At 38.8% G+C, this 22,742-nt stretch carries 23 protein-coding genes; 13 read left to right on the top strand and 10 right to left on the bottom strand.

Annotation, left to right across the window (positions count from 1 at the left end; all coding sequences use genetic code 11):
• Positions 1-16 precede the first annotated feature (16 nt).
• Positions 17-709: a gamma-glutamyl-gamma-aminobutyrate hydrolase family protein gene (locus MHB51_RS06185; RefSeq protein WP_107942343.1), complete on the top strand. Its 693-nt coding sequence runs from the start codon at positions 17-19 to the stop codon at positions 707-709.
• Between the two features lie 226 nt (positions 710-935).
• On the opposite strand, the gene MHB51_RS06180 is transcribed toward MHB51_RS06185, so the two are convergent.
• Both MHB51_RS06180 and MHB51_RS06175 read right to left on the bottom strand, forming a co-directional pair.
• Positions 936-2,303: an MFS transporter gene (locus tag MHB51_RS06180; RefSeq protein WP_342559230.1), complete on the bottom strand. Its 1,368-nt coding sequence runs from the start codon at positions 2,301-2,303 to the stop codon at positions 936-938.
• A 543-nt stretch (positions 2,304-2,846) separates the two neighbouring features.
• On the bottom strand, positions 2,847-3,650 hold the full coding sequence (locus tag MHB51_RS06175) for an IclR family transcriptional regulator (protein WP_342559229.1): 804 nt from the start codon (positions 3,648-3,650) through the stop codon (positions 2,847-2,849).
• A gap of 393 nt (positions 3,651-4,043) precedes the next feature.
• On the opposite strand from MHB51_RS06175, the gene MHB51_RS06170 reads away from it, so the two are divergent.
• The 5 genes from MHB51_RS06170 to MHB51_RS06150 all read left to right on the top strand — a co-directional run bounded on the left by MHB51_RS06170 (position 4,044) and on the right by MHB51_RS06150 (position 10,293).
• Entirely contained in the window at positions 4,044-5,339 is a 1,296-nt protein-coding gene (locus tag MHB51_RS06170) for a lyase family protein (protein ID WP_342559228.1), read from the top strand.
• Positions 5,336-6,844: an aldehyde dehydrogenase family protein gene (locus MHB51_RS06165; RefSeq protein ID WP_342559227.1), complete on the top strand. Its 1,509-nt coding sequence runs from the start codon at positions 5,336-5,338 to the stop codon at positions 6,842-6,844. The genes MHB51_RS06170 and MHB51_RS06165 overlap by 4 nt, the downstream gene beginning before the upstream one ends.
• Before the next feature lie 25 nt (positions 6,845-6,869).
• A complete protein-coding gene (locus tag MHB51_RS06160) occupies positions 6,870-7,982 on the top strand; it encodes a Zn-dependent alcohol dehydrogenase (RefSeq protein WP_342472796.1) in 1,113 nt (370 codons plus the stop codon).
• A 34-nt stretch (positions 7,983-8,016) separates the two neighbouring features.
• Positions 8,017-9,417: an aspartate ammonia-lyase gene (locus tag MHB51_RS06155; RefSeq protein WP_342559226.1), complete on the top strand. Its 1,401-nt coding sequence runs from the start codon at positions 8,017-8,019 to the stop codon at positions 9,415-9,417.
• 351 nt (positions 9,418-9,768) lie between these two features.
• The gene (locus tag MHB51_RS06150; RefSeq protein WP_107942349.1) at positions 9,769-10,293 is read left to right on the top strand and encodes a DUF2179 domain-containing protein; all 525 of its coding nucleotides are present in this window, start codon (positions 9,769-9,771) and stop codon (positions 10,291-10,293) included.
• Between the two features lie 355 nt (positions 10,294-10,648).
• Here MHB51_RS06150 and lexA read toward each other — a convergent pair whose 3' ends face one another.
• Positions 10,649-11,272, bottom strand: coding sequence for a transcriptional repressor LexA (gene lexA, locus MHB51_RS06145; RefSeq protein ID WP_066171139.1), 624 nt, complete (start codon positions 11,270-11,272; stop codon positions 10,649-10,651).
• 349 nt (positions 11,273-11,621) lie between these two features.
• On the opposite strand from lexA, the gene MHB51_RS06140 reads away from it, so the two are divergent.
• The 4 genes from MHB51_RS06140 to tkt all read left to right on the top strand — a co-directional run bounded on the left by MHB51_RS06140 (position 11,622) and on the right by tkt (position 15,081).
• On the top strand, positions 11,622-11,951 hold the full coding sequence (locus tag MHB51_RS06140) for a LysM peptidoglycan-binding domain-containing protein (RefSeq protein ID WP_066171133.1): 330 nt from the start codon (positions 11,622-11,624) through the stop codon (positions 11,949-11,951).
• Complete coding sequence (locus tag MHB51_RS06135) at positions 11,951-12,607, top strand: recombinase family protein (RefSeq protein WP_066171130.1); 657 nt, start codon at positions 11,951-11,953, stop codon at positions 12,605-12,607. Before MHB51_RS06140 ends, MHB51_RS06135 begins: the two co-directional genes overlap by 1 nt.
• A gap of 99 nt (positions 12,608-12,706) precedes the next feature.
• Entirely contained in the window at positions 12,707-12,943 is a 237-nt protein-coding gene (locus MHB51_RS06130; protein WP_066171129.1) for a DUF896 domain-containing protein, read from the top strand.
• Positions 12,944-13,086: 143 nt separating this feature from the next.
• Entirely contained in the window at positions 13,087-15,081 is a 1,995-nt protein-coding gene (tkt, locus tag MHB51_RS06125) for a transketolase (RefSeq protein ID WP_066171127.1), read from the top strand.
• A gap of 291 nt (positions 15,082-15,372) precedes the next feature.
• Here tkt and MHB51_RS06120 read toward each other — a convergent pair whose 3' ends face one another.
• The 5 genes from MHB51_RS06120 to MHB51_RS06100 form a co-directional block, all read right to left on the bottom strand.
• Complete coding sequence (locus tag MHB51_RS06120) at positions 15,373-16,005, bottom strand: response regulator transcription factor (RefSeq protein ID WP_342559225.1); 633 nt, start codon at positions 16,003-16,005, stop codon at positions 15,373-15,375.
• Entirely contained in the window at positions 15,998-17,023 is a 1,026-nt protein-coding gene (locus MHB51_RS06115) for a sensor histidine kinase (protein WP_107942353.1), read from the bottom strand. Before MHB51_RS06115 ends, MHB51_RS06120 begins: the two co-directional genes overlap by 8 nt.
• Entirely contained in the window at positions 17,020-17,697 is a 678-nt protein-coding gene (gene liaF, locus MHB51_RS06110; RefSeq protein WP_066171117.1) for a cell wall-active antibiotics response protein LiaF, read from the bottom strand. The genes MHB51_RS06115 and liaF overlap by 4 nt, the downstream gene beginning before the upstream one ends.
• Before the next feature lie 111 nt (positions 17,698-17,808).
• Complete coding sequence (locus MHB51_RS06105) at positions 17,809-18,462, bottom strand: PspA/IM30 family protein (protein WP_107942354.1); 654 nt, start codon at positions 18,460-18,462, stop codon at positions 17,809-17,811.
• A 20-nt stretch (positions 18,463-18,482) separates the two neighbouring features.
• On the bottom strand, positions 18,483-18,824 hold the full coding sequence (locus MHB51_RS06100) for an ABC transporter permease (protein WP_066171112.1): 342 nt from the start codon (positions 18,822-18,824) through the stop codon (positions 18,483-18,485).
• Positions 18,825-19,308: 484 nt separating this feature from the next.
• On the opposite strand from MHB51_RS06100, the gene MHB51_RS06095 reads away from it, so the two are divergent.
• The 3 genes from MHB51_RS06095 (at position 19,309) to MHB51_RS06085 (ending at position 21,193) form a co-directional block, all read left to right on the top strand.
• The gene (locus MHB51_RS06095) at positions 19,309-19,527 is read left to right on the top strand and encodes a YneF family protein (protein WP_066171109.1); all 219 of its coding nucleotides are present in this window, start codon (positions 19,309-19,311) and stop codon (positions 19,525-19,527) included.
• 217 nt (positions 19,528-19,744) lie between these two features.
• Positions 19,745-20,926 carry an acetyl-CoA C-acetyltransferase gene (locus tag MHB51_RS06090; RefSeq protein ID WP_342559224.1) on the top strand — a complete coding sequence of 394 codons (1,182 nt, stop codon included), beginning with the start codon at positions 19,745-19,747 and terminating at the stop codon, positions 20,924-20,926.
• A gap of 9 nt (positions 20,927-20,935) precedes the next feature.
• Positions 20,936-21,193 (top strand): YqkE family protein, encoded by a 258-nt coding sequence (locus MHB51_RS06085; protein WP_066171103.1) that lies wholly within the window; start codon positions 20,936-20,938, stop codon positions 21,191-21,193.
• Positions 21,194-21,357: 164 nt separating this feature from the next.
• Here the strand turns inward: MHB51_RS06085 and MHB51_RS06080 are convergent, their stop codons facing one another.
• Both MHB51_RS06080 and MHB51_RS06075 read right to left on the bottom strand, forming a co-directional pair.
• Complete coding sequence (locus tag MHB51_RS06080; RefSeq protein ID WP_066171100.1) at positions 21,358-21,825, bottom strand: VanZ family protein; 468 nt, start codon at positions 21,823-21,825, stop codon at positions 21,358-21,360.
• Entirely contained in the window at positions 21,822-22,712 is an 891-nt protein-coding gene (locus MHB51_RS06075; RefSeq protein WP_342559223.1) for an aldo/keto reductase, read from the bottom strand. The genes MHB51_RS06080 and MHB51_RS06075 overlap by 4 nt, the downstream gene beginning before the upstream one ends.
• Positions 22,713-22,742: the final 30 nt, after the last annotated feature.

Raw genomic sequence — 22,742 nt, 5'->3', positions numbered from 1 at the left:
AGTGGAGGGAATATTTATGAAGCCAATTATTGCACTGACAATGCATACAGGAGATAAGAAGCTCGAAATTAATGAAACATACATACAATCGGTAGAGCTAGCTGGGGGAATACCTTTATGCATCCCACATCTTGCCGCACAGGATGTAGAGGCAGTATTAAATAAAGTAGATGGCTTGCTATTAATTGGAGGACATGATGTGAATCCTTACTTATACGCACAGGAGCCACATGAAAAGCTAGGTATGTTCCATACGAAGCGAGATAATAGTGATTTAGCGATTTTACAAAGTGCCTTAACTAGAAAAATGCCAATACTTGCGATTTGTCGTGGACATCAAGTATTGAATGTGGCATTTGGTGGTACGTTGATTCAAGATATTCCATCACAATGGGAGCAGCCCATTGCCCATGTGCAAACTTCTATAAGAGATGAGGCAACACACACCGTCAAAATTCAGGGGGAGCAATTGCGTGGAATTTTTGGGGCAGAACAAATTCGAACAAACTCCTTCCATCATCAAGCAATCGACCAACTAGGTGAGGGGTTAGTAGCTGCTGGTACGGCACTGGATGGTGTCAATGAGGCAGTCGAACATAGTGAGCACCCATTTTGCATCGGTGTACAATGGCATCCAGAGGCAATGGCTCCATCTGGAGATGCGCACTCCATTAAACTTTTTAAAGCCTTCATTGAAGCATGTAAATAATAGAATTTATTAATCATCAAATGGGTCGTCTGAAAAATCATTTTGAGACGGCTCGTTTTGCGATGAGGATAGTGACAATTTATTGTGGCTACCGCAGGAGTAAATGTTTTTTGCCGAAAGCGAAGTGTCAGGTATAAGCATATTTAGAGAAGATTTAATATAGAAGTAAGGGGCTGTCGAAAAGATATACACTTTTCGAACAGCCCCTATTTATCGTTTAATTCAATTATTCGTTAGTATTACCAGCCTCAGTTAATGATAAAGTTTTTGTTTCAGGAGCCCACGCTACAGAAACAACTAGACCGATAACTAAAATAACCGTTAAGCAAAGCATTGTATTTTGTACACCTATATTTGCCATGCTCATTGGAAGTAAGAAAGTACTTGCTGCTGAGCCAAGTCGGCTAATAGAAGTAGCAAAGCCTACCCCAGAAGAGCGAATATCCGTAGGGAAGCTTTCCGCAGGGAATACCCCTACTAAATTACTTACCGCTGATAAAATTAAAGTAAATATAGAGAAGGCGATAATCATTAAAACAGTTAAATTACTCGGTAAAATACTTAATAAGCCAAGTGCAATAATTAGTACAACGAACGAAGAAATTAAGAATCCACGTCTAGTAAATTTAATTGTGAACCAAATACCTAATAATGCACCAATAATTAGTAAACCATTTAATAATAAGTCAACGCCAAAGCCTTGCTGCAAGCCAATTTCATCTAAAATAATTGGTAAGAATGTATAAATAGCAAAGTAAGGCATTACTAAACATACCCAGAAAATACTATTAAATAATGTACGTTTTATCATATCTTTATGGAATAATGCCATAAAACCTTTTTTCTCTCCGACATGCTCTGTTTGGTCATCTAAAATAACGTTTGGACCAAAATGCTTTTGAACAATTTGTAAAGCCTCTTCATGTCGCCCCTTACTTGCTAGCCATCTCGGAGATTCTGGTGTACCCATACGTGCAAATAAAATAATTAATGCTGGAATAGCAGAAGAAGCAAGCATCCATTTCCAAGCATCTGGAGAAGCGCTTGTCGCATAAATACCGACAATATTTGCTGCTACGTAACCGAATGTCCAAATAACACTAAACGAACCTAATAAAGGACCGCGATATTTACGTGGTGAAATTTCAGCTAATAATGTATGTCCTACACTGTAATCTCCGCCTAGGCCAATACCGATTAAAATGCGGTAAATTACTAATTCTGTTGGAGTTTCAGCGAAAAATTGTAAGACCGATGCAACTGTAATTAAAATAAAGCTAAGCACAAATATTTTTTGTCTTCCGATATGGTCAGAAATCCAGCCTAAAATAAGACTCCCTAAAAAAAGGCCGAATAAAGCTGAACTACCAATTAAGCCAATCCAAAAAGAAGATAACTCCATTTGAGGTGCTAAAAGTGTAAGTGCAAATCCAACAATCCCTAAAATGTATCCATCTGTAAAGTGAGCACCAAAAGTTAATCCTGCAATTTTAATATGAAATTTATTTAATGGTACATCATCGAGCTTAATCTGCTTTGTGTTGTTTATAGTTGTCGTACCCATAGAACGGTAATCCCCCATCTCTTTTGTCATTTTGTCTGTAATGTTTAACCTTTTTCAGCAAAGGTCTTTCATCTCTATAGGTGACGAGATGAATACTAGTATTAAACTGACACCTACAGAAAGAAGTTAGCCTCCGACGAATGTCACAGATTTTGAAAAGAGGCCTGCATAATGTAGGTCAGTTAACCGTTGTCACAGGACGTGACGGCTTAAGTTAACTTGCACTAAGCAAGCTTGAAAAAATCTGAATGCCATTACACCGGGGTGAAATTGATTTAAACGTAGAGGAAAGATATTAATTTCGTTCTTATTGTGAACAAAGAATTCATAATGCGAATATTTAAAATATATTTGATGTTCACGTCATTGTCAATTGTTTTTTGAAAACGTTCTCTAAATGAGGAATATTCAGAAAAATAAAAAACCACCCAGAAAGTTAATCTTTCTGGGCAGTCAAAGCTTTTAGATTAACATAATGTTAATCACTCAGTTTAATAAACGCATCCATTTTGCCACCAATAAAGGTGGGGGACTACTGTCCATATACCTTTTGCCTTGCTATCGGCACAAAAATCATTTGCCGAAAGAAGTTAAATTTTGCTCTATTTCCTTTGCCGCTTGAAGTAAAGTCCCCTTTAAATTCAATAAATCCTCCTTCGTTAATCTAAAGCCAGGGCCTCCAATCGTAATAAATGCTACTAAGTTTTGATGCGTGTCGAATACTGGAGCAGACATGGCATTTTCATTTTCACCATATTCACCAATTGAAAGACCTACTTTGTTATGGCGTGTCCAATTAATTTGTTCTATCAGCTGCGCTTTGTCTGTAATGGTGTGCGTGGTTTTTGCAATTAACTCCTTACTTAAATATTGTTCTAACTCATTTTCTGAAAATGTACTCAGCAGTACTTTGCCGTTTGACGTGCAATGATGGAGCGGGGTGATTGTATTTGTGTAGTCCACTAGTCGAACGCTTTGTGATGGGTCGAGCTGATTGATTGTGTATATCCCATCCATTTTAGGGACGCTTAAAATCACTGTTTCATCAATGGCATCTCGCAATGCTTCTAAAGTGTTTTTTGCTCGATGAATTAATGAATTATACGGATTATTTTGCATCGCTAGTCGGTAAAATAAAAAGCCAAGACGATAGCCATTTGTCATAGGGTCTTTTTCAACTAAGCCCTCATTTTCTAAGCTTCCAATCAAGCGCCATACAGTTGTTCGATTTAATCCGCAGCTCGCTACTAAGTCCTTTAAAGATATTGGACTCTTACTTTCTCCTATAAGCTTTAATAGCATCAATGCTCGGTCAACTGCTTGAACAGTTGAACCATCCCTACTATTTTTGTTTGTCGATAAAGTATTTGTATTCATAACTTTATTATACCTATTTCAATTTAAAACATCTAGCAATTGAAAAGAGTAGAGTCAATATCAATTACGCCTCGGCGTAATTGGTCCAGATTTTTTCAAGCTTGCTTGAAAACCCCCCTTCAAAATCTGTGACATCCGCCAGAGGCTTTAACTTCTTTCATAGGGTGTTTGGACACCCACTGAAACTGGTCTAACGCCTGCATTCATCTCACCACCTATAGAGGTGGGAGACTTCTGCTGAAAGAAGTTAAAAAATCAAAAAATTTAATATTGACTTTCAAAAAACAGGAATATATACTTGCTGTAAAGTTCTTTATGTGAATAAAGTGTTCGTTATATGAACTTTTGGTGGTGTAGAGGTCATCAATTGTTATGAAAAGGAGGCGAACGTTTATGCGAGTAGAGAAGGACAGTTTTGGAACAGTTGAGATTCCTAATGCCGCTTTGTACGGAATACAAACTGTTCGAACAAAGGAGAATTTATCCTTTTCTAAAAATGTACTAAAAGAGTACAAAGAGTATATTACAAGCTTAGCGCATGTGAAAAAAGCAGCGGCGCTAGCCAATTTTGATGCTAAGACAATTTCTGAAATAGTGAAGGAAAAAATCTTGGGAGCCTGTAACGAATTATTGCAGGGAAAATATTTAGAGCATTTCGTCGTCGATGTATATCACGGTGGGGGCGGAATAGGGATTAATATGAACGTCAATGAGGTCATTGCCAATTTATGCAATGAGGAAAAAGGCATTTATTCAGCGGTTCACCCAATTGACCATGTTAATGCATCACAATCGACAGCCGATGTGTGTCATACCGCAATTCGTTTAGCGATTTACGAGGCATATCAGCAATTGCATGGTGAAATTGTCGAGCTGATAGCTGTAATGAATCAAAAGACGAATGAATTCATGCCTGTTGCAACGATTTCACGTACTTGCTTACAAGATGCATCACGTATGCAATTAGGCGAAAAGTTTAGCGGCTTTGAAGCGGTAATAAAAAGAAGGCATATAAAGCTATGTCATGCAGTCGACGAGCTATTAACAGTCAATCTAGGTGGCACTGTTATCGGAAAAGGTGAGGGGGCAAATGAGCTCTACAGGCGGATTATTATGCAGAAATTGCAGGAAGTGACCAATCTACCTGTTAAAAGAAGAGAGAATTTATTTGATGCAGCTCAAAATATTGATGATTTAGTAGAGGTTTCGAAGCAATTTAGTTTATTTGCGAGTGCTTTATTAAAAATCGCAAAGGATTTACGATTGCTATCTTCTGGTCCCGAGGCTGGCTTTTCAGAAATATCATTACCAGCTATTCAAGCAGGCTCATCGTTTTTCCCGGGGAAGGTTAATCCTGTTATCCCTGAAACCGTCATCCAATGCTGCGCGGAAATAATCGGTATAGAGCGAATTATTCAAGTTACATTTGAGCATGGTGATTTAGATTTAAACGTATTCGAAAACTTTGCAGGGATTCATCTATTAGATGGGATATATATGATGGTCAACTGTGTTCGTAGTTTTACTGAGCTTTGCTTCCAAGGAATAATGGCAAATGAAGATAGATGTAAGGAGCTTGCGAATTCACGTATACCTCAAATTTGCGACTTGAAAGAAAAATTTGGCTATAGTGAAACGATGCGATTGCTGAAAGGGCAAGCAACTATTAAGGAGGATGAAAATAGATGACACAAAAAATTTTCGAGGGTATTCAACAACCGCAATTACAGTGGGCTGAAAAATGGCTTGAGGAAACGAAAAAAAGCTACATCAATGGAAAATGGGTAAGCAATGAAAAAACAATTGAATCAATTAACCCAGCCAATGGAAGAGTATTAGGGCAATTTTTCTGCGCTAGTAAAGAAGATGTTGATGAGGCCGTAGTAGCAGCAAAAGCAGGCTTGAAAAATGTGACTTGGAAAAATATGAGCAATAAAGAGCGTGGTCGCGTACTGCGTAAAATTGCTGACTTAATTGCAAAGCATCATGCTGAACTTGCTACTTTAGAGGCACTCGATAACGGCAAGCTTTATACAGAGGCATACAACGATGATGTACAAGAAGCGCATGATTTATTTGAATATTATTCCGGTTGGACAGACAAGTATTACGGGGAAAACAACCCTGTTGATGGCAATTTTTTAAGTGTAACGACGCGTGATCCAATTGGCGTTTGCGGGCAAATAGTGCCATTTAATTTCCCATTACAAATGGCTGTACTAAAAATGGCTCCAGCATTGGCAACTGGTAACACAGTTATTTTAAAGCCTGCTGATAAAACATCTTTTTCAGCTATTCGTCTATTTGAAATTATTGATGAATCAGGCTTATTACCAAAGGGTGTTATTAATTTAGTTCTAGGTAATGGAGAAGTAGGGGCTTATATTAGCAAGCATATGGGGATTGATAAGCTGTCGTTTACTGGAAGCACAAAAATTGGAAAGCAATTAGTGCGTGATTCTGCAGATAGCAATTTAAAGCCAGTAACGCTAGAGCTTGGTGGTAAATCGCCAAATATTATTTTTGATGATGTAAAGGATTTAGATGCTGCAATCGACCGTTCGTTTATTGGTTTATTCACACATAAGGCAGAAAAATGCTCATCTCCAACTCGTTTATTCGTTCAAAAATCAATTTACGATATAGTGGTGAAGAAAATCGCTGAGATGGCGGAAAATTACAAATGTGGTGACCCATTTGACCCGGAAAGCGACCAAGGAGCACAAGTATCAAAAGAGCATATGGAATCAATTTTAGCTTACATTAAAAGCGGTAAGGAGCAAGGAGCACGTATCGTTGCAGGTGGTGAGCGCGATGTAACAGGTACAAATGCTAACGGCTATTTTGTAAAACCAACTATTTTTGCTGATGTGACAAATGATATGAAAATTGCGCAGGAAGAAATTTTTGGTCCAGTGCTTTGTGTCATTCCATTCGAAACAGAGGAAGAGGTTATCGAAATGGCCAATGATACAATTTACGGCTTAGCTGCTGGTTTATGGACGGGAGATACGTCACGTGCTCATCGCGTAGCAAATCAATTAGATGCAGGCATGGTCTTTGTGAATCGTTATGGCTGCTACGATTTTGCAAGCCCATTCGGTGGGGTGAAGCAAAGTGGCTGGGGTAGAGAATACGCCATCCATTCTTTAGCTGCGTTTACAAAACAACGAGCAATTTGGTTTGCTTATTAATCTGATAAAATAAGGGGAATTATTTATGAAAATGAAAGCTGCTGTAATGACAGAAATCAACAAACCACTATCAATTTTAAATGTAGAATTAGCAGAGCCAAGACATAACGAGGTGCTTGTCAAAATTGCTGCTACAGGCGTATGCCACAGTGACTTAAATGCATTAGGCGACAAAACGACGCCAACACCAACAATTTTAGGGCATGAAGGTGCAGGCATTGTTGTAAAAGTAGGCTCAAACGTAACGAATGTTAAAGTGGGCGATAAAGTAGCATTGAGCTGGGTTCCATATTGTGGTACTTGTGAATTTTGCGTGACAGGTAAAGTTCATTTATGTGAATCAGCTTTCGGTCCAATGTTTGATGGTACTTTATTAGACGGTACATCTCGCCTCAGCATTGATGGCGATAGAGTATATCACAATTCATTGCTATCAACATTTGCAGAATATGCGGTTGTTCCTGAAATGTCATGTGTAAAAATTCCAGATGAAATGCCATTAGCACAAGCGTCGTTAATTGGCTGTGGGGTGGCAACAGGTTACGGTGCTGCAGTAAATGCGGCAGGTGTAAAGCCTGGTTCAACAGTAGCTATTTTCGGTATCGGCGGTGTAGGTGTAAACGCAATTCAAGGTGCAGCAATTGCCGGTGCAGCGAAAATCATTGCAATTGATGTTAAGGATGCAAACCTAGAAATCGCGAAGAAATTCGGTGCAACACATACAGTAAACTCTAGAACGGAAGATTTAAAGGAAATTATTAAAGAGATTACAAACGGCGTAGGTGTACATTATGCAATTGATTGCTCAGGTCATACAATTTGTACGGAAAGCGCTTGGGAAATTACACGTAAAGGTGGCACAATCGTTGTTGTTGGTGCATTTAACCCAGAGCAAAAATTGAGCTTACCAGCTGGCGGATTCCACCGTGTTGGGAAGGTTTTAAAAGGGAGCTTCTATGGCGATACACAGCCGTTCCGTGATTTCCCAATGATTGCACAGCTTTATTTAGACGGCAAATTCAAGTTGGATGAGCTCATATTAGAACGTATTAAATTGGAGGATATTAATAAGGCATTCGATTCATTCCATGATGCTTGCTGTATCAACGTAGGTCGTGCAGTAATTGAATTTGAATAACAGTGACTAATGAAACGAAGGAACGGGATACGAGATGAGAATAGAAAAAGATTTCCTAGGTGAAATGAAGCTTAGCCCTGATGTATATTACGGTATTCAAACGATGCGGTCAATAATTAATTTTCCTATTTCAGGAAAAACAATCGAAGGTTATCCTTATTTAATGAAATCATTAGCATACATTAAAAAAGCAGCGGCGCTTTCCAATTTCGAAGTTGGAGAGCTCGCTGCTTCTCTTAAAGATGCGATTATTACTGCGGCGGATGAAATGATTGATGGAAAGTTTAAAAATCAATTTCCAGTAGATATTTATCAAGGTGGCGGGGGTCTTTCAATTAATATGAATGTCAACGAAGTGCTCGCCAATCGCGCTAATGAAATTATAACAGGAAATAAGGGCTATACGCATGTGCATCCAAATGAACATGTCAATATGTCTCAATCTACAAATGATGTGCTACCAAGTGCGATGAAGCTAGCATGCTTTTTTTATATGCAGGATTTAATTAACTGTTTAACACAGTTTGAGAAAACCCTTCAGCACAAGGAAGATGAATTTCAACTGCTCGTTAAAGTTTCCAGAACGTGTTTACAAGACGCATTGCCGATTACATTTGGTCAGCAATTTAGCGCATACCGTTCATTTATTGCCAGACAAATAAATGAGTTGAAGAGGTTACAGGAAGGTTGCTTACAGCTTGTTATTGGGGCAACAGCAGTAGGTACGGGCTTAGGTGCTTCGACAGACTATGTCGAGGGGATGTATCGAAATTTATATGATGTAACAGGGCTGACAGTGCGAAAAGTAGAAAATTATTTTGATGGTCTACAACACGCGGACGAGTATGTTAGAATTTCTAGCTGCTTAAAGGGGTTATGTACAGGACTTTCCAAAATGGCAAGTGATTTTAGAATACTCTCTTCGGGACCAATAGCGGGATTAGGTGAAATTGAGCTTCCAGCAGTTCAATCGGGTTCATCTATTATGCCTGGAAAAATCAATCCATGTATTCCTGAAATGATGATGCAAGTTTGCTTTGATATTTATGGCAAAGATCAGGCAATTACATTTGCGGCAGATAGAGGCGAGCTTGAATTGAATATTTGGGAAGCCATTATTATGAAAAATCTGTTTGAGCAATTTTCATTGTTAATAGCAAGCATTCCAGTGTTTCGAGAGAAGTGTGTAGCAGGAGTTCAAGTGAAAAAAGAAATAAATCAGCTTCGCGCGGAAAGCTCCTACGCTCTATCGGTCGCAATTTCAAAACAATTTAGTTACGAAATTGCTAATGAAATAGTAGCGGAAGCGCAAAGCAAAAAAACAACGGTAAAACAGATTGTTGTTGAAAAAGGTTTATTAAGTGTGGACGAAGCTGAAAAATTACTCGATCCAATCCATTTAACCTCTTTAAGCAGAAGTCTTCCATCTCTATAGGTGGCAAAATGAATGCAAGCATTAGACCGATTTCAGCGGGTTTTCAAACACTTGCTGATAAAGAGGAACTCAGTCTAAGAACATCGCATCTTGCGATAATGACTGAGTGACCAACATCCGGATGTCACAGATTTTAAAGGGAGGTTTGCATGATGCAAATCAGTTAACCGTTGTCACAGGACGTGACGGTTTCAGGTTAACTTCCACCAAATAGCTTGAAAGAATCTGGACACAATTACGTCAAGGCGTAATTGATTAAACGTGAAATAATAACTTGATAATCGAGTATTATTATATAGTTATACGATAGCAGAAAAATACCATTATAAAAGATTATGAAAGGTCCTGCGTATGAATAATATTTTATTAATTATTATTTTACAACTTATTTATGTGCCTTTATTAACGCTTCGTACAATCTTTTTAGTAAAAAATATTACGGTTTTAGCATCAATTATAGGTATGGTTGAAGTACTGATTTATGTGTTTGGTTTGTCCCTTGTATTCAGTGGAAATCAGAGCGTATTAGCGATGGTTGTTTATGCAGTTGGCTTTGGGCTAGGTATTTTTTTAGGTACGATGATTGAGCGTAAATTAGCAGTAGGCTATGTTTTTGCTGCGATTAATACGCAAAATAAAAACAATGAACTAGTGGAGTTTTTAAGGAATGAAGGTTTTGCAGTTACAATTTACAAGGGCGAAGGACGCGATAGTGAGCGCTATAAATATGAAATTTTAACGAAGCGTAATCGTGAACACGAACTGTTTCAAATTGTCGAGCGATTTGAGCCAAATGCCTTTATTATGTCATATGAGCCGAAGTCGTTTAAAGGCGGTTTTTTAGTTACACGTATGAAACAAAAGAAAAATAGATGAAGTGTCAAATAACAGGTATTTATAGACAGGCAATATTCTGAGATTTCTTATATAAAAAGCATAATTTTGTTGCAAACAGCGCTGGAAATCATCAAAATACGGCTTTTTACGAAAATTATACGTCATTTATAAACATTCACAATTTTTCAAAGCGGATGTAAAATAGCACTAATACCTCGCTAGCATGCTTTTACATATGAATGAACCTCATAGGACATCACGAAAATTTCCAATAATATTCCTCGTTTTTCTCCACAATTAATGATGTGAAAATCATGCTAGCTTTTAAAAAATGAATAGTATATTCAAAGTAAAAAACTGAGCTGTCCCAAAAATCCGGTGCTCAGTTTTTGTATTATTGTATTTTACGATATAGACCGACAACCTGCCCTAAAATCGTTACTTGATTTACTAAAATCGGGTCCATTGAAGAGTTTTCAGGCTGTAAACGAAAATGTGTTTTTTCTTTATAAAAACGCTTTACTGTTGCCTCATCATCTTCCGTCATCGCAACGACAATTTCACCATTGTTTGCAGTTGATTTTTGCTTAACAATTACATAGTCTCCATCTAAAATTCCAGCTTCAATCATTGATTCTCCCATAATTTCTAACATAAATAGCTGATCCTCAGAAGTGCCATATGAGTTTGGAAGAGGAAAGTATTCCTCGATATTCTCGATGGCTGAAATAGGAAGTCCCGCCGTTACTTTGCCAATCAAAGGAACATGGATAACACCTTGTTGTTCTATCTCACTATCATTATTGTTGTCTAAAATTTCAATAGCGCGTGGCTTTGTTGGGTCTCGACGAATAAGTCCCTTGCTTTCTAAACGAGCTAAATGGCCATGTACAGTAGAACTAGATGCTAAACCAACCGCTTCACCGATTTCACGAACTGACGGTGGATAACCTTTTGTTTTAACTTCTTCTTTAATAAAAGCTAAAATTGCTTCTTGGCGTTTTGATACTTTTGTCAACTCATTCACCTCTTTTATCTTGTTTTAGTAAACTACTCTCACCATTCATAGATGATGGAAGGGACGCTATATTGGACCTTGTTCAGCATATGTAAAGTTGCTCGCTAAACAAAGATAAGCCTCCGACGATAATCACAGATTTTTAAAACGAGTTTGAAGGCGCTTCAAAAAACTGGATGTAATTACGCCGAGGCGTAATTGATAGAACAAATTTTCTTATTTTCAGTATAACAAAAGAGAAAAATAAATGCAAACATTAGTTCGAAAATAATTGTTGACAAAAACGTTTGTTCGTTTTAATATGAGAACATACATTCCGAACTAACATTCTATTCCAGGAGGCGTTACTATGAATTGGTTGAAAAAAAATAGTTATATTGCAGTTTTTGTCGCATTTACGGTATTTGTCATTTCAGTGTTAGTTATTACTGATGAGGATATTGAACAATATGAAGAAATAGTCATTGAACATGGAGATACGCTTTGGTCTTTAGCCGAACAGTACCGAGGTAAAATGTCAACGGAGCAATGGATTGGCTTTGTGAAAAAATCAAATTACCTTTCTGATGAAAAAATAGTGATTGGACAACAGCTGCTAGTACCAATTGAAAAACGCTCTATTATTGCCAAGCAAATGACAGAGGATAGCCATTCGCGTGAAGTGGCGAATAACAATTAATGGTTACACAAACTGCGGTCATATATGTGAGGGTAAGCACCGAGAAATCAACCCAATATACATCTCTTGCAAGGCAAAAAGAAGAGCTAAAAGCATATGCAAGCAGCTTGCATTTTCATATAGTTGAAATATTCGAGGACCAACAGAGCGGCTTCGATGTGGAAAGAGATGGCTTGCTAGATATGTTAGATTATATGAAGGAAAATAATATGACAACTTTGTTCGTCCAAGATGAAACACGATTAGGACGAGGCAATGCACGCGTAGCAGTGTTACATCTTTTACAAAAGCAAGGTATCTCGGTCATATCTTTAAATGATGCTGGTCCACTAGCATTAAATGAGATGGATACAATGCTTTTAGAAATTTTAGCAATAGTAGAGGAGTATCAGCGCAAGCTGCACAATGCTAAAATACGACGCGGAATGCGACGCGCAGTAAATAACGGATATCGTCCAGAATACAATTTGAAAAACCGTGGCAATCCAGAGGGGCGCGAGCGAATTGACGTGCCTATCGAAGAAATTTTAAAGTTGCGGGCGAAGGGCTTTACCTTTGAAGAAATTGCCACTACATTAAGAGGCTTAGGATTCAATATTAGCAAAGCAACAGTTCACCGCCGCTTTGTAGAATATCAAAAAGAGAGTAGTATGTAAGCAGTCTATTCAAAACGTAAAGTACAAGATAAATCACTTGCGCTTTACGTTTTTTTCTCATACCTTTGTATTATGGAGTTTTAGAAAGGTGAGAAAAATATGTTATCCAAACAAAAATTAGCTCGAATTAATGCACTAGCAAAAAAAGCGAAGGAAGGTACGCTGACAGAGGCGGAAGCGAAAGAACGTACAGCACTTCGTAAAGAATACTTAGACACATTCCGCGCAACGATGCGCGATACGATTGAGCATGTGAAAATAGTAGATCCGGAAGGCAATGATGTAACGCCAGAAAAACTAAAAGATATAAAAAGACAGAAGGGCTTTCTAAACTAAATTTACACAATTTTATACAATGTGACACATTTAGCATTTAGTATGTGGAATTTCAAAGAAAACACCTGCTAACCATTGTTTTCTTTAACATTCTTGACTACACTATAAAGGTAGACTATATAGCACGAGAAAGGATGTCAAAAATGACTCAAACTCCGGATCAACTTGCAATTAATGCAATCCGTACATTGTCAATTGATGCAATTGAAAAAGCAAATTCTGGCCACCCTGGTTTACCAATGGGGGCAGCTCCAATGGCTTATACGCTATGGACAAAGCATTTACGCCATAACCCACAAAATCCAAATTGGTATAACCGCGATCGTTTTGTGTTATCTGCTGGTCATGGCTCTATGCTACTTTATAGCTTATTACATTTAGGAGGCTATGATTTACCAATGGAAGAAATTAAAAACTTCCGTCAATGGGATTCATTAACGCCTGGTCACCCAGAGTACGGTCATACTGCTGGTGTTGAAGCAACAACAGGACCTCTTGGACAAGGTATCGCCATGACTGTCGGTATGGCGATGGCTGAGGCGCATCTTGCGGCTAAATATAATAAAGATGGGCATAAAATTGTAGATCACTACACATATGCTCTATGTGGTGATGGCGATTTAATGGAAGGTGTAGCTGCAGAAGCAATTTCATTAGCAGGTCATCTGCAATTAGAAAAATTAATCGTGCTTTACGACAGTAATGATATTTCACTAGATGGCGAGCTAGGCATGTCATTCTCTGAAAACGTTCAAAAGCGCTTTGAATCATATGGCTGGAACTATTTACGCGTTGATGATGGGAACGATGTAGCGGATTTAAGTGCTAAAATCGAAGAGGCGAAGCAACTAAAAGGCAAGCCAACATTAATCGAAGTGAAAACTGTCATCGGCTATGGTTCACCGAATAAATCAGGTAAATCAGATTCGCATGGTGCACCTCTTGGAGCAGATGAGGTAGTATTAACAAAAACACATTACGGTTGGGAGCACGAGCCATTCAGCATCCCACAAGAAGTATATGAAACATTTAAAAAAGCAGCAGAACGTCAAGGTGTTGCAGCGGAAAATGCTTGGAACGAACAATTCGAAGCTTATCGAACTGCATATCCAGAGTTAGCTGCGGAATTTGAAAATGCTATGGAAGGCGATTTACCAGCAGACTTTGCAGCGGAAGTACCAGTATATGAAGCAGGTAAGTCTGTCGCAACACGCTCATCTTCAGGTGATGTAATTAACGCTTTAGCGAAAAAATTACCATCATTCTTCGGAGGTAGTGCTGACTTAGCAAGCTCAAATAAAACGACAATTAAAGGCGCAGGCGATTTCTCAGCAGAAAACTATGCAGGTCGCAATATTTGGTTTGGCGTACGCGAGTTTGCAATGGGTGCAGCATTAAATGGTATGGCATTACACGGTGGGTTAAATGTATTCGGTGCGACATTCTTCGTCTTCTCCGACTATGTTCGTCCGGCGGTGCGTCTATCTGCATTAATGGGCTTACCCGTAACATACGTCTTTACACATGATTCAATTGCTGTTGGTGAAGATGGTCCAACACATGAGCCAATTGAACATTTAGCATCATTACGCGCAATGCCAAACTTAAATGTGATTCGTCCAGCAGATGCAAATGAGTCGGCAGAGGCATGGAAGCAAGCAATATTATCACCGAGTACACCAACTGCTTTAGTATTATCACGTCAAAACTTACCAGTGTTAGACACAACAGCGGAGTTAGCAGCTGAAGGTGTAGCTCGTGGTGGTTATGTAATTTCATCAGCAACAAAAGCAACGCCAGATGCAATTTTAATTGCTGCAGGCTCTGAGGTTGCTTTAGCAGTGGATGCGCAAAAAGCTTTACTTGCTGATGGTATTGACGTATCAGTTGTATCAATGCCATCAACATTTGCTTTTGATCAACAGGATGCAGCATATAGAGAAACTGTATTACCAAAGGCTGTTACAAAGCGTTTGGCAATTGAAATGGGAGCTACACAAAGCTGGTATAAATATGTTGGCCTAGACGGTGATGTATTAGGTATCGACACATTCGGCGCATCAGCACCTGGTGACCTAGTAATCGAAAAATTCGGCTTCACAGTTGAGAATGTAGTCAATAAAGTAAAAGCACTATAAGCTTTGCATAAAAGAAGGTGTCTGAAAGCATGCGATTGCATTGCTTTTTAGACACCTTCTTTCTATTTTGTTGAGATAATCACTATAAATAGCTACATTTTATAAATTGTTGAGAGTACTAAATTTACAGCTACTTCTTTTCAACTTTAAATTGAGTAAGTAGCTATGGTAAGGATTAGATAGCCACACAAAAAACCCCGAACCATCTAATGAAACGCTAACTTTTTAGTGATTCGTGATAGTTCGGGGGTTCTATTTAGTTAGTTTATAAATTATATAAATGCAGTCTTCTTATTTTGCTAGCCCATTTTGGAAGGCGTAAACGACTGCTTGTGTACGGTCTTGTACGTCGAGTTTACTTAAAATATTGCTAACATGTGTTTTCACTGTTTTTAATGCGATAAAAAGTTCATCTGCGATTTCTTGGTTTGCCTTGCCTTGTGCCATTAAAAGAAGGACTTCCATTTCGCGCTCAGTTAAGCTTTCATGTAATGGGATAGCAGTGCCACCGCGCATTCTTGAAATCATTTTTGTCGTCACTTCAGGTTCTAAAACCGTTTCGCCGTTTATCGTTTTGCGAATAGCGTCTGCGATTTGCTTGGCATTTGATGTTTTCAAAATATAGCTTACAGCGCCTGCTTCAAGGGCAGGATATACTTTGTCATCGTCTAAAAAACTTGTTACCATCATGACCTTGGCAGCAGGCCATTGCTGTAAAATTTTTTCTGTTGCTTCTGCGCCTGTCATAATAGGCATTACATTATCCATTAAAATTAAGTCGGGTCGTAAAGATAATGCTTTTTCGATTGCTTCTAAGCCGTTTTCTGCCTCGCCAATAACTTCGATATCAGGCTGCGCAGATAAGTAGGCTGCTACACCGATACGCACCATTTCATGGTCATCTACAAGTAATACTTTAATCAAGCTGTTCACCTTTCTTTCTCGGAACTTTTACTTCGACAATTGTCCCTTCATTTGGAACGGAAACAATTTTATATAGGCAGCCAATTTCAACTGCGCGCTCTGCAATATTATTTAAGCCATATGAGGTACTTTTACCGGATTGGTTATCAAAGCCAATACCGTTATCTTGAATACGTAAAATCGCATAATCATCTCTTGCTACAAATAATAGCTCGACTTCCGTTGCTTTCGCATGGCGCAATGTGTTGGAAAGTGCCTCCTGTGCAATGCGGAATAGATGGTCTTCCTCTGCTTTTGTAAGCTCAATTTCTTCTAATTTATAATCTATATGAAAGTACACCTTTTGCTGTAATTCTTGAATTAAATCGTTTAGCCCTTCTGCCAATGTTTTGTTGCGCAATGCGATAGGGCGCAGATGTAAAAGAAGTGCACGCATCTCAAGCTGTGTTTGTTGGACAATTTTTTCAATTTGCCCAATCTGTAGCTTGGATTGCGGATTTTCTTCTTGTTCAGTTAAAGCAGAGAGCAGCATGGAGGCTGCAAAAAGCTGCTGCGATACAGAGTCGTGCAGCTCACGTGCTAAACGCTGGCGCTCTTCAATTAATCTTTCCTGCACAATTTTATCGTTTGTTTCGGCTTTTTCATTTGATAAACGCTGTAATGCTGCGCGCTGAGATTCGATTAAAGCTCCTGCCTCATTGATTGCCTTTTTCATTGGGCGTGAGATGCCGCGTTTTTTTAGCGGCTTAAATTCTGGGTCAATTAATTTATTAATTGTGCGTGTCGTGGAAATTTCACGTGTTTTTGTTAAGACGGACATCCATAGACTAATAAAAAACGAAATTGTAAATATGGCACTTACAATCGTGAAAACAAGGGGTAACTCGCCAAGCTTCTCATCGATAAAGAAGCGCCATTTTTCCTCTGTAGGCTCACCTAAAATAAAAACTAAAAAACTAAAGGTTGTTGATGATAAAAGGGTGAAAAGTACAATAATACGAAAAATAAATCCAATCATGCACGCGTCACCTCCACATCGCCAAACCATGTTGAAACATTGATTACGAGGAGGCGTTTTTCATCGGGCTGACCATCCTCAAATTTTAGGCTTTCGTTTATTAACTGTTTAGGAGGCTCATGCAAGCAACAAGCTTGCCCATAAAATGTCGTATAGTGCAGGCGAAGCGAGACTTCATAAGGTACAATTATATGAACTTTACCGATAGCCTGCTGAATTGTAATAACTGATTTGCCCGCTGGAAGTATCGTCTGTGTCGCATCGACAACAATATCGCCAATAAAACGCTTTAGCAGTATGTCCTCCCATTTATACGGTTCTAAAGCTCCATTCGTTGCTCCAATTAATTGATTTTTAGTTGTAGAGGAAGTCCAGCCTTGATTTGTTATTTCTACAGTTACCTCCTCTTTTGTAAGCTGTTTATAAAGCAAATAACCAATGAGAACAATGAAATAAAGCTTTAAGCTCCATAATGTGAAAAGAGCGATAATAATAAATAATGCACCTGTCCATAGTAAAAATTTGCGCTGTTTTTTCATGCCAAAATACAGAGAGATTATACCGAAAAATAGTACAAAAACCGCTCCATTATGAAATAGCGAAAGCTCAATTAGCATGATTAATAATAAACCTAGAAGAAAATAAGTAAATTGATCGGTTGTTAGCCGTTTCATAGAAGTGGTCTCCTTTCAAAATGTAAACTCTTTTATCTTGATTCAACAGATGTACAAACATCTGTTGAATCAAGATAAAAGGGAGAGGATGTGTACCCTCTCCGACTATGGCTATTCTACTATAGCATGATTTTGCTGTTGTTCGTTAGCTGCAATTGCTTTTTGTTCTTTCTCCAGCTTTGCTAGTCGTGATTCAAATGTTGTTACTTCATATTTATGGTCAATTTTTGCTGCGATATCATCAAAATAGCTAGATAGTTCCTCGAAGCTGCCTGCATCTTGAGTGTTAAGAACTTTATCCATTTGATGGTGTGCTCGTACAACATTTTCTTTGCCCATTAATTGCAACTGACGCACCTTCATATCTTTAATTTTATGTTTCATTGTTTCAAACTTACGCTCTAATTCAAAGTATTCAGTTGTGCATGCATCGATGCTAGAAAGTAACCCAACTTTACGCGCTGTGTATGCTTCCACTTCACCTTGTGCAAAGGCGATTAAGTCGTTCTCGTTGCTCAAGATAGCAAGGTTTAATTGTTGCTCACGTTTTGCTAGCATTGTTTCTGCTTCTTTTAATTGTGCTTCTAGCTCTTGTTTTAGTTGCCCTTGACGCGCTAATAATTTACCTGTTTGCTCGGTTTGCTGCTCTGCCTCACGGATATATTGATTTAAAAGGGCGATTGGATTTTTGCGCTCCTTTTTATCAAAGAAATCATGTAAATCTGCCTGTAATTGATGTTTAAAACGTGTGAATAAGTTTGTCATTATAAATCCGCTCCTTCTTATTATTTAGAGATTTTTGCCCATTCTTTTTCAAAGTTATTGAATGGGTCATCACTTGCTTCCACAACATTTGCTTCTTTTTTCCAATTTTTAGCGATATAATAAAGTGCAATAATCGCAATTAATCCGATAAATGCTGGGATGTTTGATGCAGCGCTAAGGACACCTACTAATGCAACTGTCGCACTCATAATTTTTCCAAATACCGATGTACATTTTGTGTAGTAGTGTAAACCTGCTGCCACAAGTAGTCCTGAGAATAGTAAGCCGAGCATTGGTCCAAGTAACGCTAAGGCAATTAGAAAAGCAATGGAGCCTCCGATAAAGTAAAGAAATTTTTTCATTTTGTTGACCTCCTTTTGTTGATACCTTTATGTTAAAGGAAGTTTGTTTTTTGCATAACGACCTGTAAATGTATCTTTTTCTAGGTCTGGGGACTGAGGTGAGATGAGACCTATTTATGGGGCTATCCGAAAAGTACATTTTGTTTTGCCACCGCATTGAAATCAATGTTTTCATCGCTTCACTTTTACTGAAAGCTAACACCGCTAAAGCCAATGTTCATCCCATTTTTAAAAGAGGCGCTTTCTATTTATATGAACCAACATTTTGTAAAACATCATTGCTACTGTCCAAAATGCCGGCTATGCACGGCTTTTTGGACAGCCTCATTTGTATTTATTTTTCATAATGCAATATAGGAGTATTTAGAATATACTTGTGATAGAAATCAAGAGAAATAACAATAGAAAGCGCAAATAAAGTAGTGTATAATGCTTTGTGGAGAGTTTTCTCGTGAGATAGGTAATGGAGGAGGTAGGTTTAACGATGACATGGGCATGGATTCTTGGAATTATTGTTGCTTTAATTGCTGGGGTTGCATTGGGCTTCTTCCTTGCGCGTCAATATATGATGAAGTACTTGAAAGAAAATCCACCGATAAATGAACAAATGATTCGTGTTATGATGGCTCAAATGGGACGTACACCGTCTGAAAAGCAAGTTCGTCAAATGATGGCACAGATGAATAAAATTCAAACTAAATAAGTAAGAGAGAAGATGTCTGTAAAATAAGCGGGCATCTTTTTTTATTGCTGAAATTACTAATTAAAAATGCAGATAGTCAAAGAAATTCGCAAATACTTCAGATTTGCTTGTGCCCTCTATTTTTAAACCCCTATGTTTCACATATAAATTTGAGAGGGAATTTGGTAAAATAATTATGTGCAAACAAAAGGTCTGATGAATTTAAGGGGGAAATGTGATGACAAATGAAGTAGTAATTGTAAGTGCTGTGCGAACGGCGATTGGAGCTTTTCAGGGGACTTTAAAGGATATACAGGCACAGCAGTTGGGGAGTATTGTTATAAAGGAAGCGATTAAGCGAGCGAATATTGAGCCGCAATTCGTGGATGAGGTTATAATGGGCAATGTTCTTGCAGCGGGGCTTGGGCAAAATCCAGCGCGTCAGGCTGCGTTAAAGGCTGGTTTGCCTTATGCAGTGCCAGCAATGACGATTAATAAAGTGTGTGGCTCAGGGCTGAAGGCAGTGCATTTAGCAGCGCAAGCAATCGCGCTTGGGGATGCAGAAATCGTTGTTGCAGGTGGCTTTGAAAATATGAGCCAAGCACCATATGTTTTGAAAGATGCACGTGAAGGCTTCCGTATGGGCGACCAGAAGATTGTTGATACGATGATTCATGATGGACTATGGTGTGCACAAAATGATTACCATATGGGAATTACCGCAGAAAACTTATGTGATAAATACGAAATTACACGCGAGGAGCAGGATGCTTTTGCAGCGCGTTCACAGGCGAGAGCTGCACAGGCGATTGCTGCTGGCAAATTTGAGGCTGAAATTGTGCCTGTAGAAATACCACAGCGTAAAGGTGAGCCGATTGTTTTCGCACAGGATGAATATGTTAAAGCCAACTCGACAGTGGAAAAGCTCGCAGCGCTCCGCCCAGCATTTAAAAAGGAAGGCTCGGTTACAGCAGGTAATGCATCGGGCATTAATGACGGTGCGGCTGCACTCGTATTAATGTCTAAGAAGCGCGCACTTGAGTTAGGTTTAACGCCGATGGCAACAATTATTTCTAATGCGAGCGTAGGGGTTGACCCACAAGTAATGGGCACAGGCCCAATTAAAGCGGTGCAAAAGGCGTTAGCGAAAGCTAATAAATCATTACCAGACATGGATTTGATTGAAGCGAATGAAGCTTTTGCAGCACAGGCAATTGCTGTTGACCGCGAGCTGCAATTTGACCATGATAAACTCAATGTGAATGGGGGCGCAATCGCATTGGGGCATCCAATTGGTGCGAGTGGGGCGCGTATATTAGTAACATTATTACATGAAATGCAAAAAAGAGATGTTACACTCGGACTTGCTACATTATGTATCGGTGGCGGGCAAGGTGTTGCGACGATTGTACAACGGTAGGTGAAAAAAATGGCTAAAAAGAAATTTGGTCAAAAGCAGGCAGCACAGCCGAGGCTTGAGCAAGAAAAAGCACCGACATTGCAGGAGCAGCTAGGTGGCGATGTGCTTGCAAAGCTAAAGGCAACGAAGCAGGCGCTTGTAGATAAAGAGCAGGCTGCTGAGGAAGAGCGTCAAGCAAGGCTTGCTTTTGAGCGCAAGCAACGTGAGAAAAATATGAGCTTTGAGGAGCTGCTAGAGCAGTACGGCGATAAAGGCTCGAAATATTAAATAAAAGGCGGAGCGGGGGCATTTAAAAAGTTGAGTTATTCTTTGTTACAGCGAAAAATGGGTTTTCATTATTTTATTTTAAAATGAGTTACCTGCTTTTTTATCAAAGACAAACGAAACGTCCCAAAAGCAGGGGAAGTACTGCCTTTGGGACGCTCCTCTCCTTATTTTTTTAAGAGGCGTACAATAATAGCCGTTATAACGACGAAAAATAATGCACCAAAGCTATCGAGCAAAACATCTGAAAAGACACCTGTACGTCCAGGAGAAAAGGCTTGTCTAAGTTCGTCTAGTGAGGCGATTAAAAATACCGTTGCCACTGCCATCATAGCGGGGAAGAACCATGTAAGCTTGCGATAAAGTAAATAAAGAATAACTCCAACAATACCGAAGCCAATAAAATGTGTGGCTTTCCGAATTAAAAATTCTACAAAATAAAAATACCCTCTTGATTCCACGGAAATAATAGTGCCCCAATAAGGAATTTTAAATAGACTTAGCGTTTCTTCAAAGGGCTTATTCGCTAATAACACGCGAAGCTCAGGTACAATTGTTTGTTGCTGATAGCTCATATTGGATGACAATGCAACGATGACGAGCGCAGCAACTAGAAGGAAAATATATTTTTTCATCGATGCTCTGTGTAAATATCCTTCTTTATCTGTTCTGTTATCCCATCAATTGCAGGTAAATCTTTTATTACATAGTAAGCAGCAATATTTTCCAGCAATTGTTGCTTTGTGCTTGCTCCAATAACGGTTGAAGCGATGGCTTTATGCTGTAAGTTAAAAGCTAGTGCTAAGCTATGTAATGAACCATACCTAGCTTCTAAATCTGCTAGTAGTGTTGCAAGCTCCTGTTGTGAATAACTCATATAATCTTGCAAGCGAGAGCGCCACTCTTTTGTTAATAAGCCTTTGGCAATAGAGCCGCGTGTAACAACAGAAACGCCGCTTGCTGTAAGCGCTGAAAACCATTCTTCTGCTCTTCGATCAAGCAGGCTATATTGCATCATATTACTAAGTGCATACCCTTTTTCGGCAAATGGCATAAAGACATTTGGTCGAATCGAGGAAATACCATAAGCACGAATGAAGCCTTCTTTCTTTAATTCTTCAAATGTATCAATCACTGCATCTAAATCATCTGTTATTGTTCCACCATGTAGCTGATAAATATCAATATAATCTGTTTGTAGCCGCTTTAAGCTATCTTTTACAGCACTTTTTATATAGCTTGCGGAAGCGTCCCATGACCAGCCCTCTTGCCCTTTTTCAAAACGATTGCCGACCTTCGTAGCGAGAATGACGTTATGGCGATGAGGCTTTAAAATTTCGCCAACAATGCGCTCATTTTCGCCTTGCAAATATAAATCTGCTGTATCAAAATAATTGATGCCTGCATCAAGTGCCGCCTCTATAATAGGCTGGGCTTCACCGATATTTGCTGGCAAGGACATACAGCCTAAGCTAAGCTCAGAAATTTCAATATTACTCGTTCCCACAATTCTTTTTTTCATGGAATACACACCTTTCTATATATAATGTTA

The organism is Metasolibacillus sp. FSL K6-0083 (genome assembly GCF_038630865.1).
In the GTDB taxonomy this organism is placed as follows: Bacteria; Bacillota; Bacilli; order Bacillales_A; family Planococcaceae; genus Metasolibacillus; species Metasolibacillus fluoroglycofenilyticus.
The sequence above is the reverse complement of the archived record's forward strand: the minus strand, read 5'-3'. Positions and strand labels throughout refer to the sequence as shown.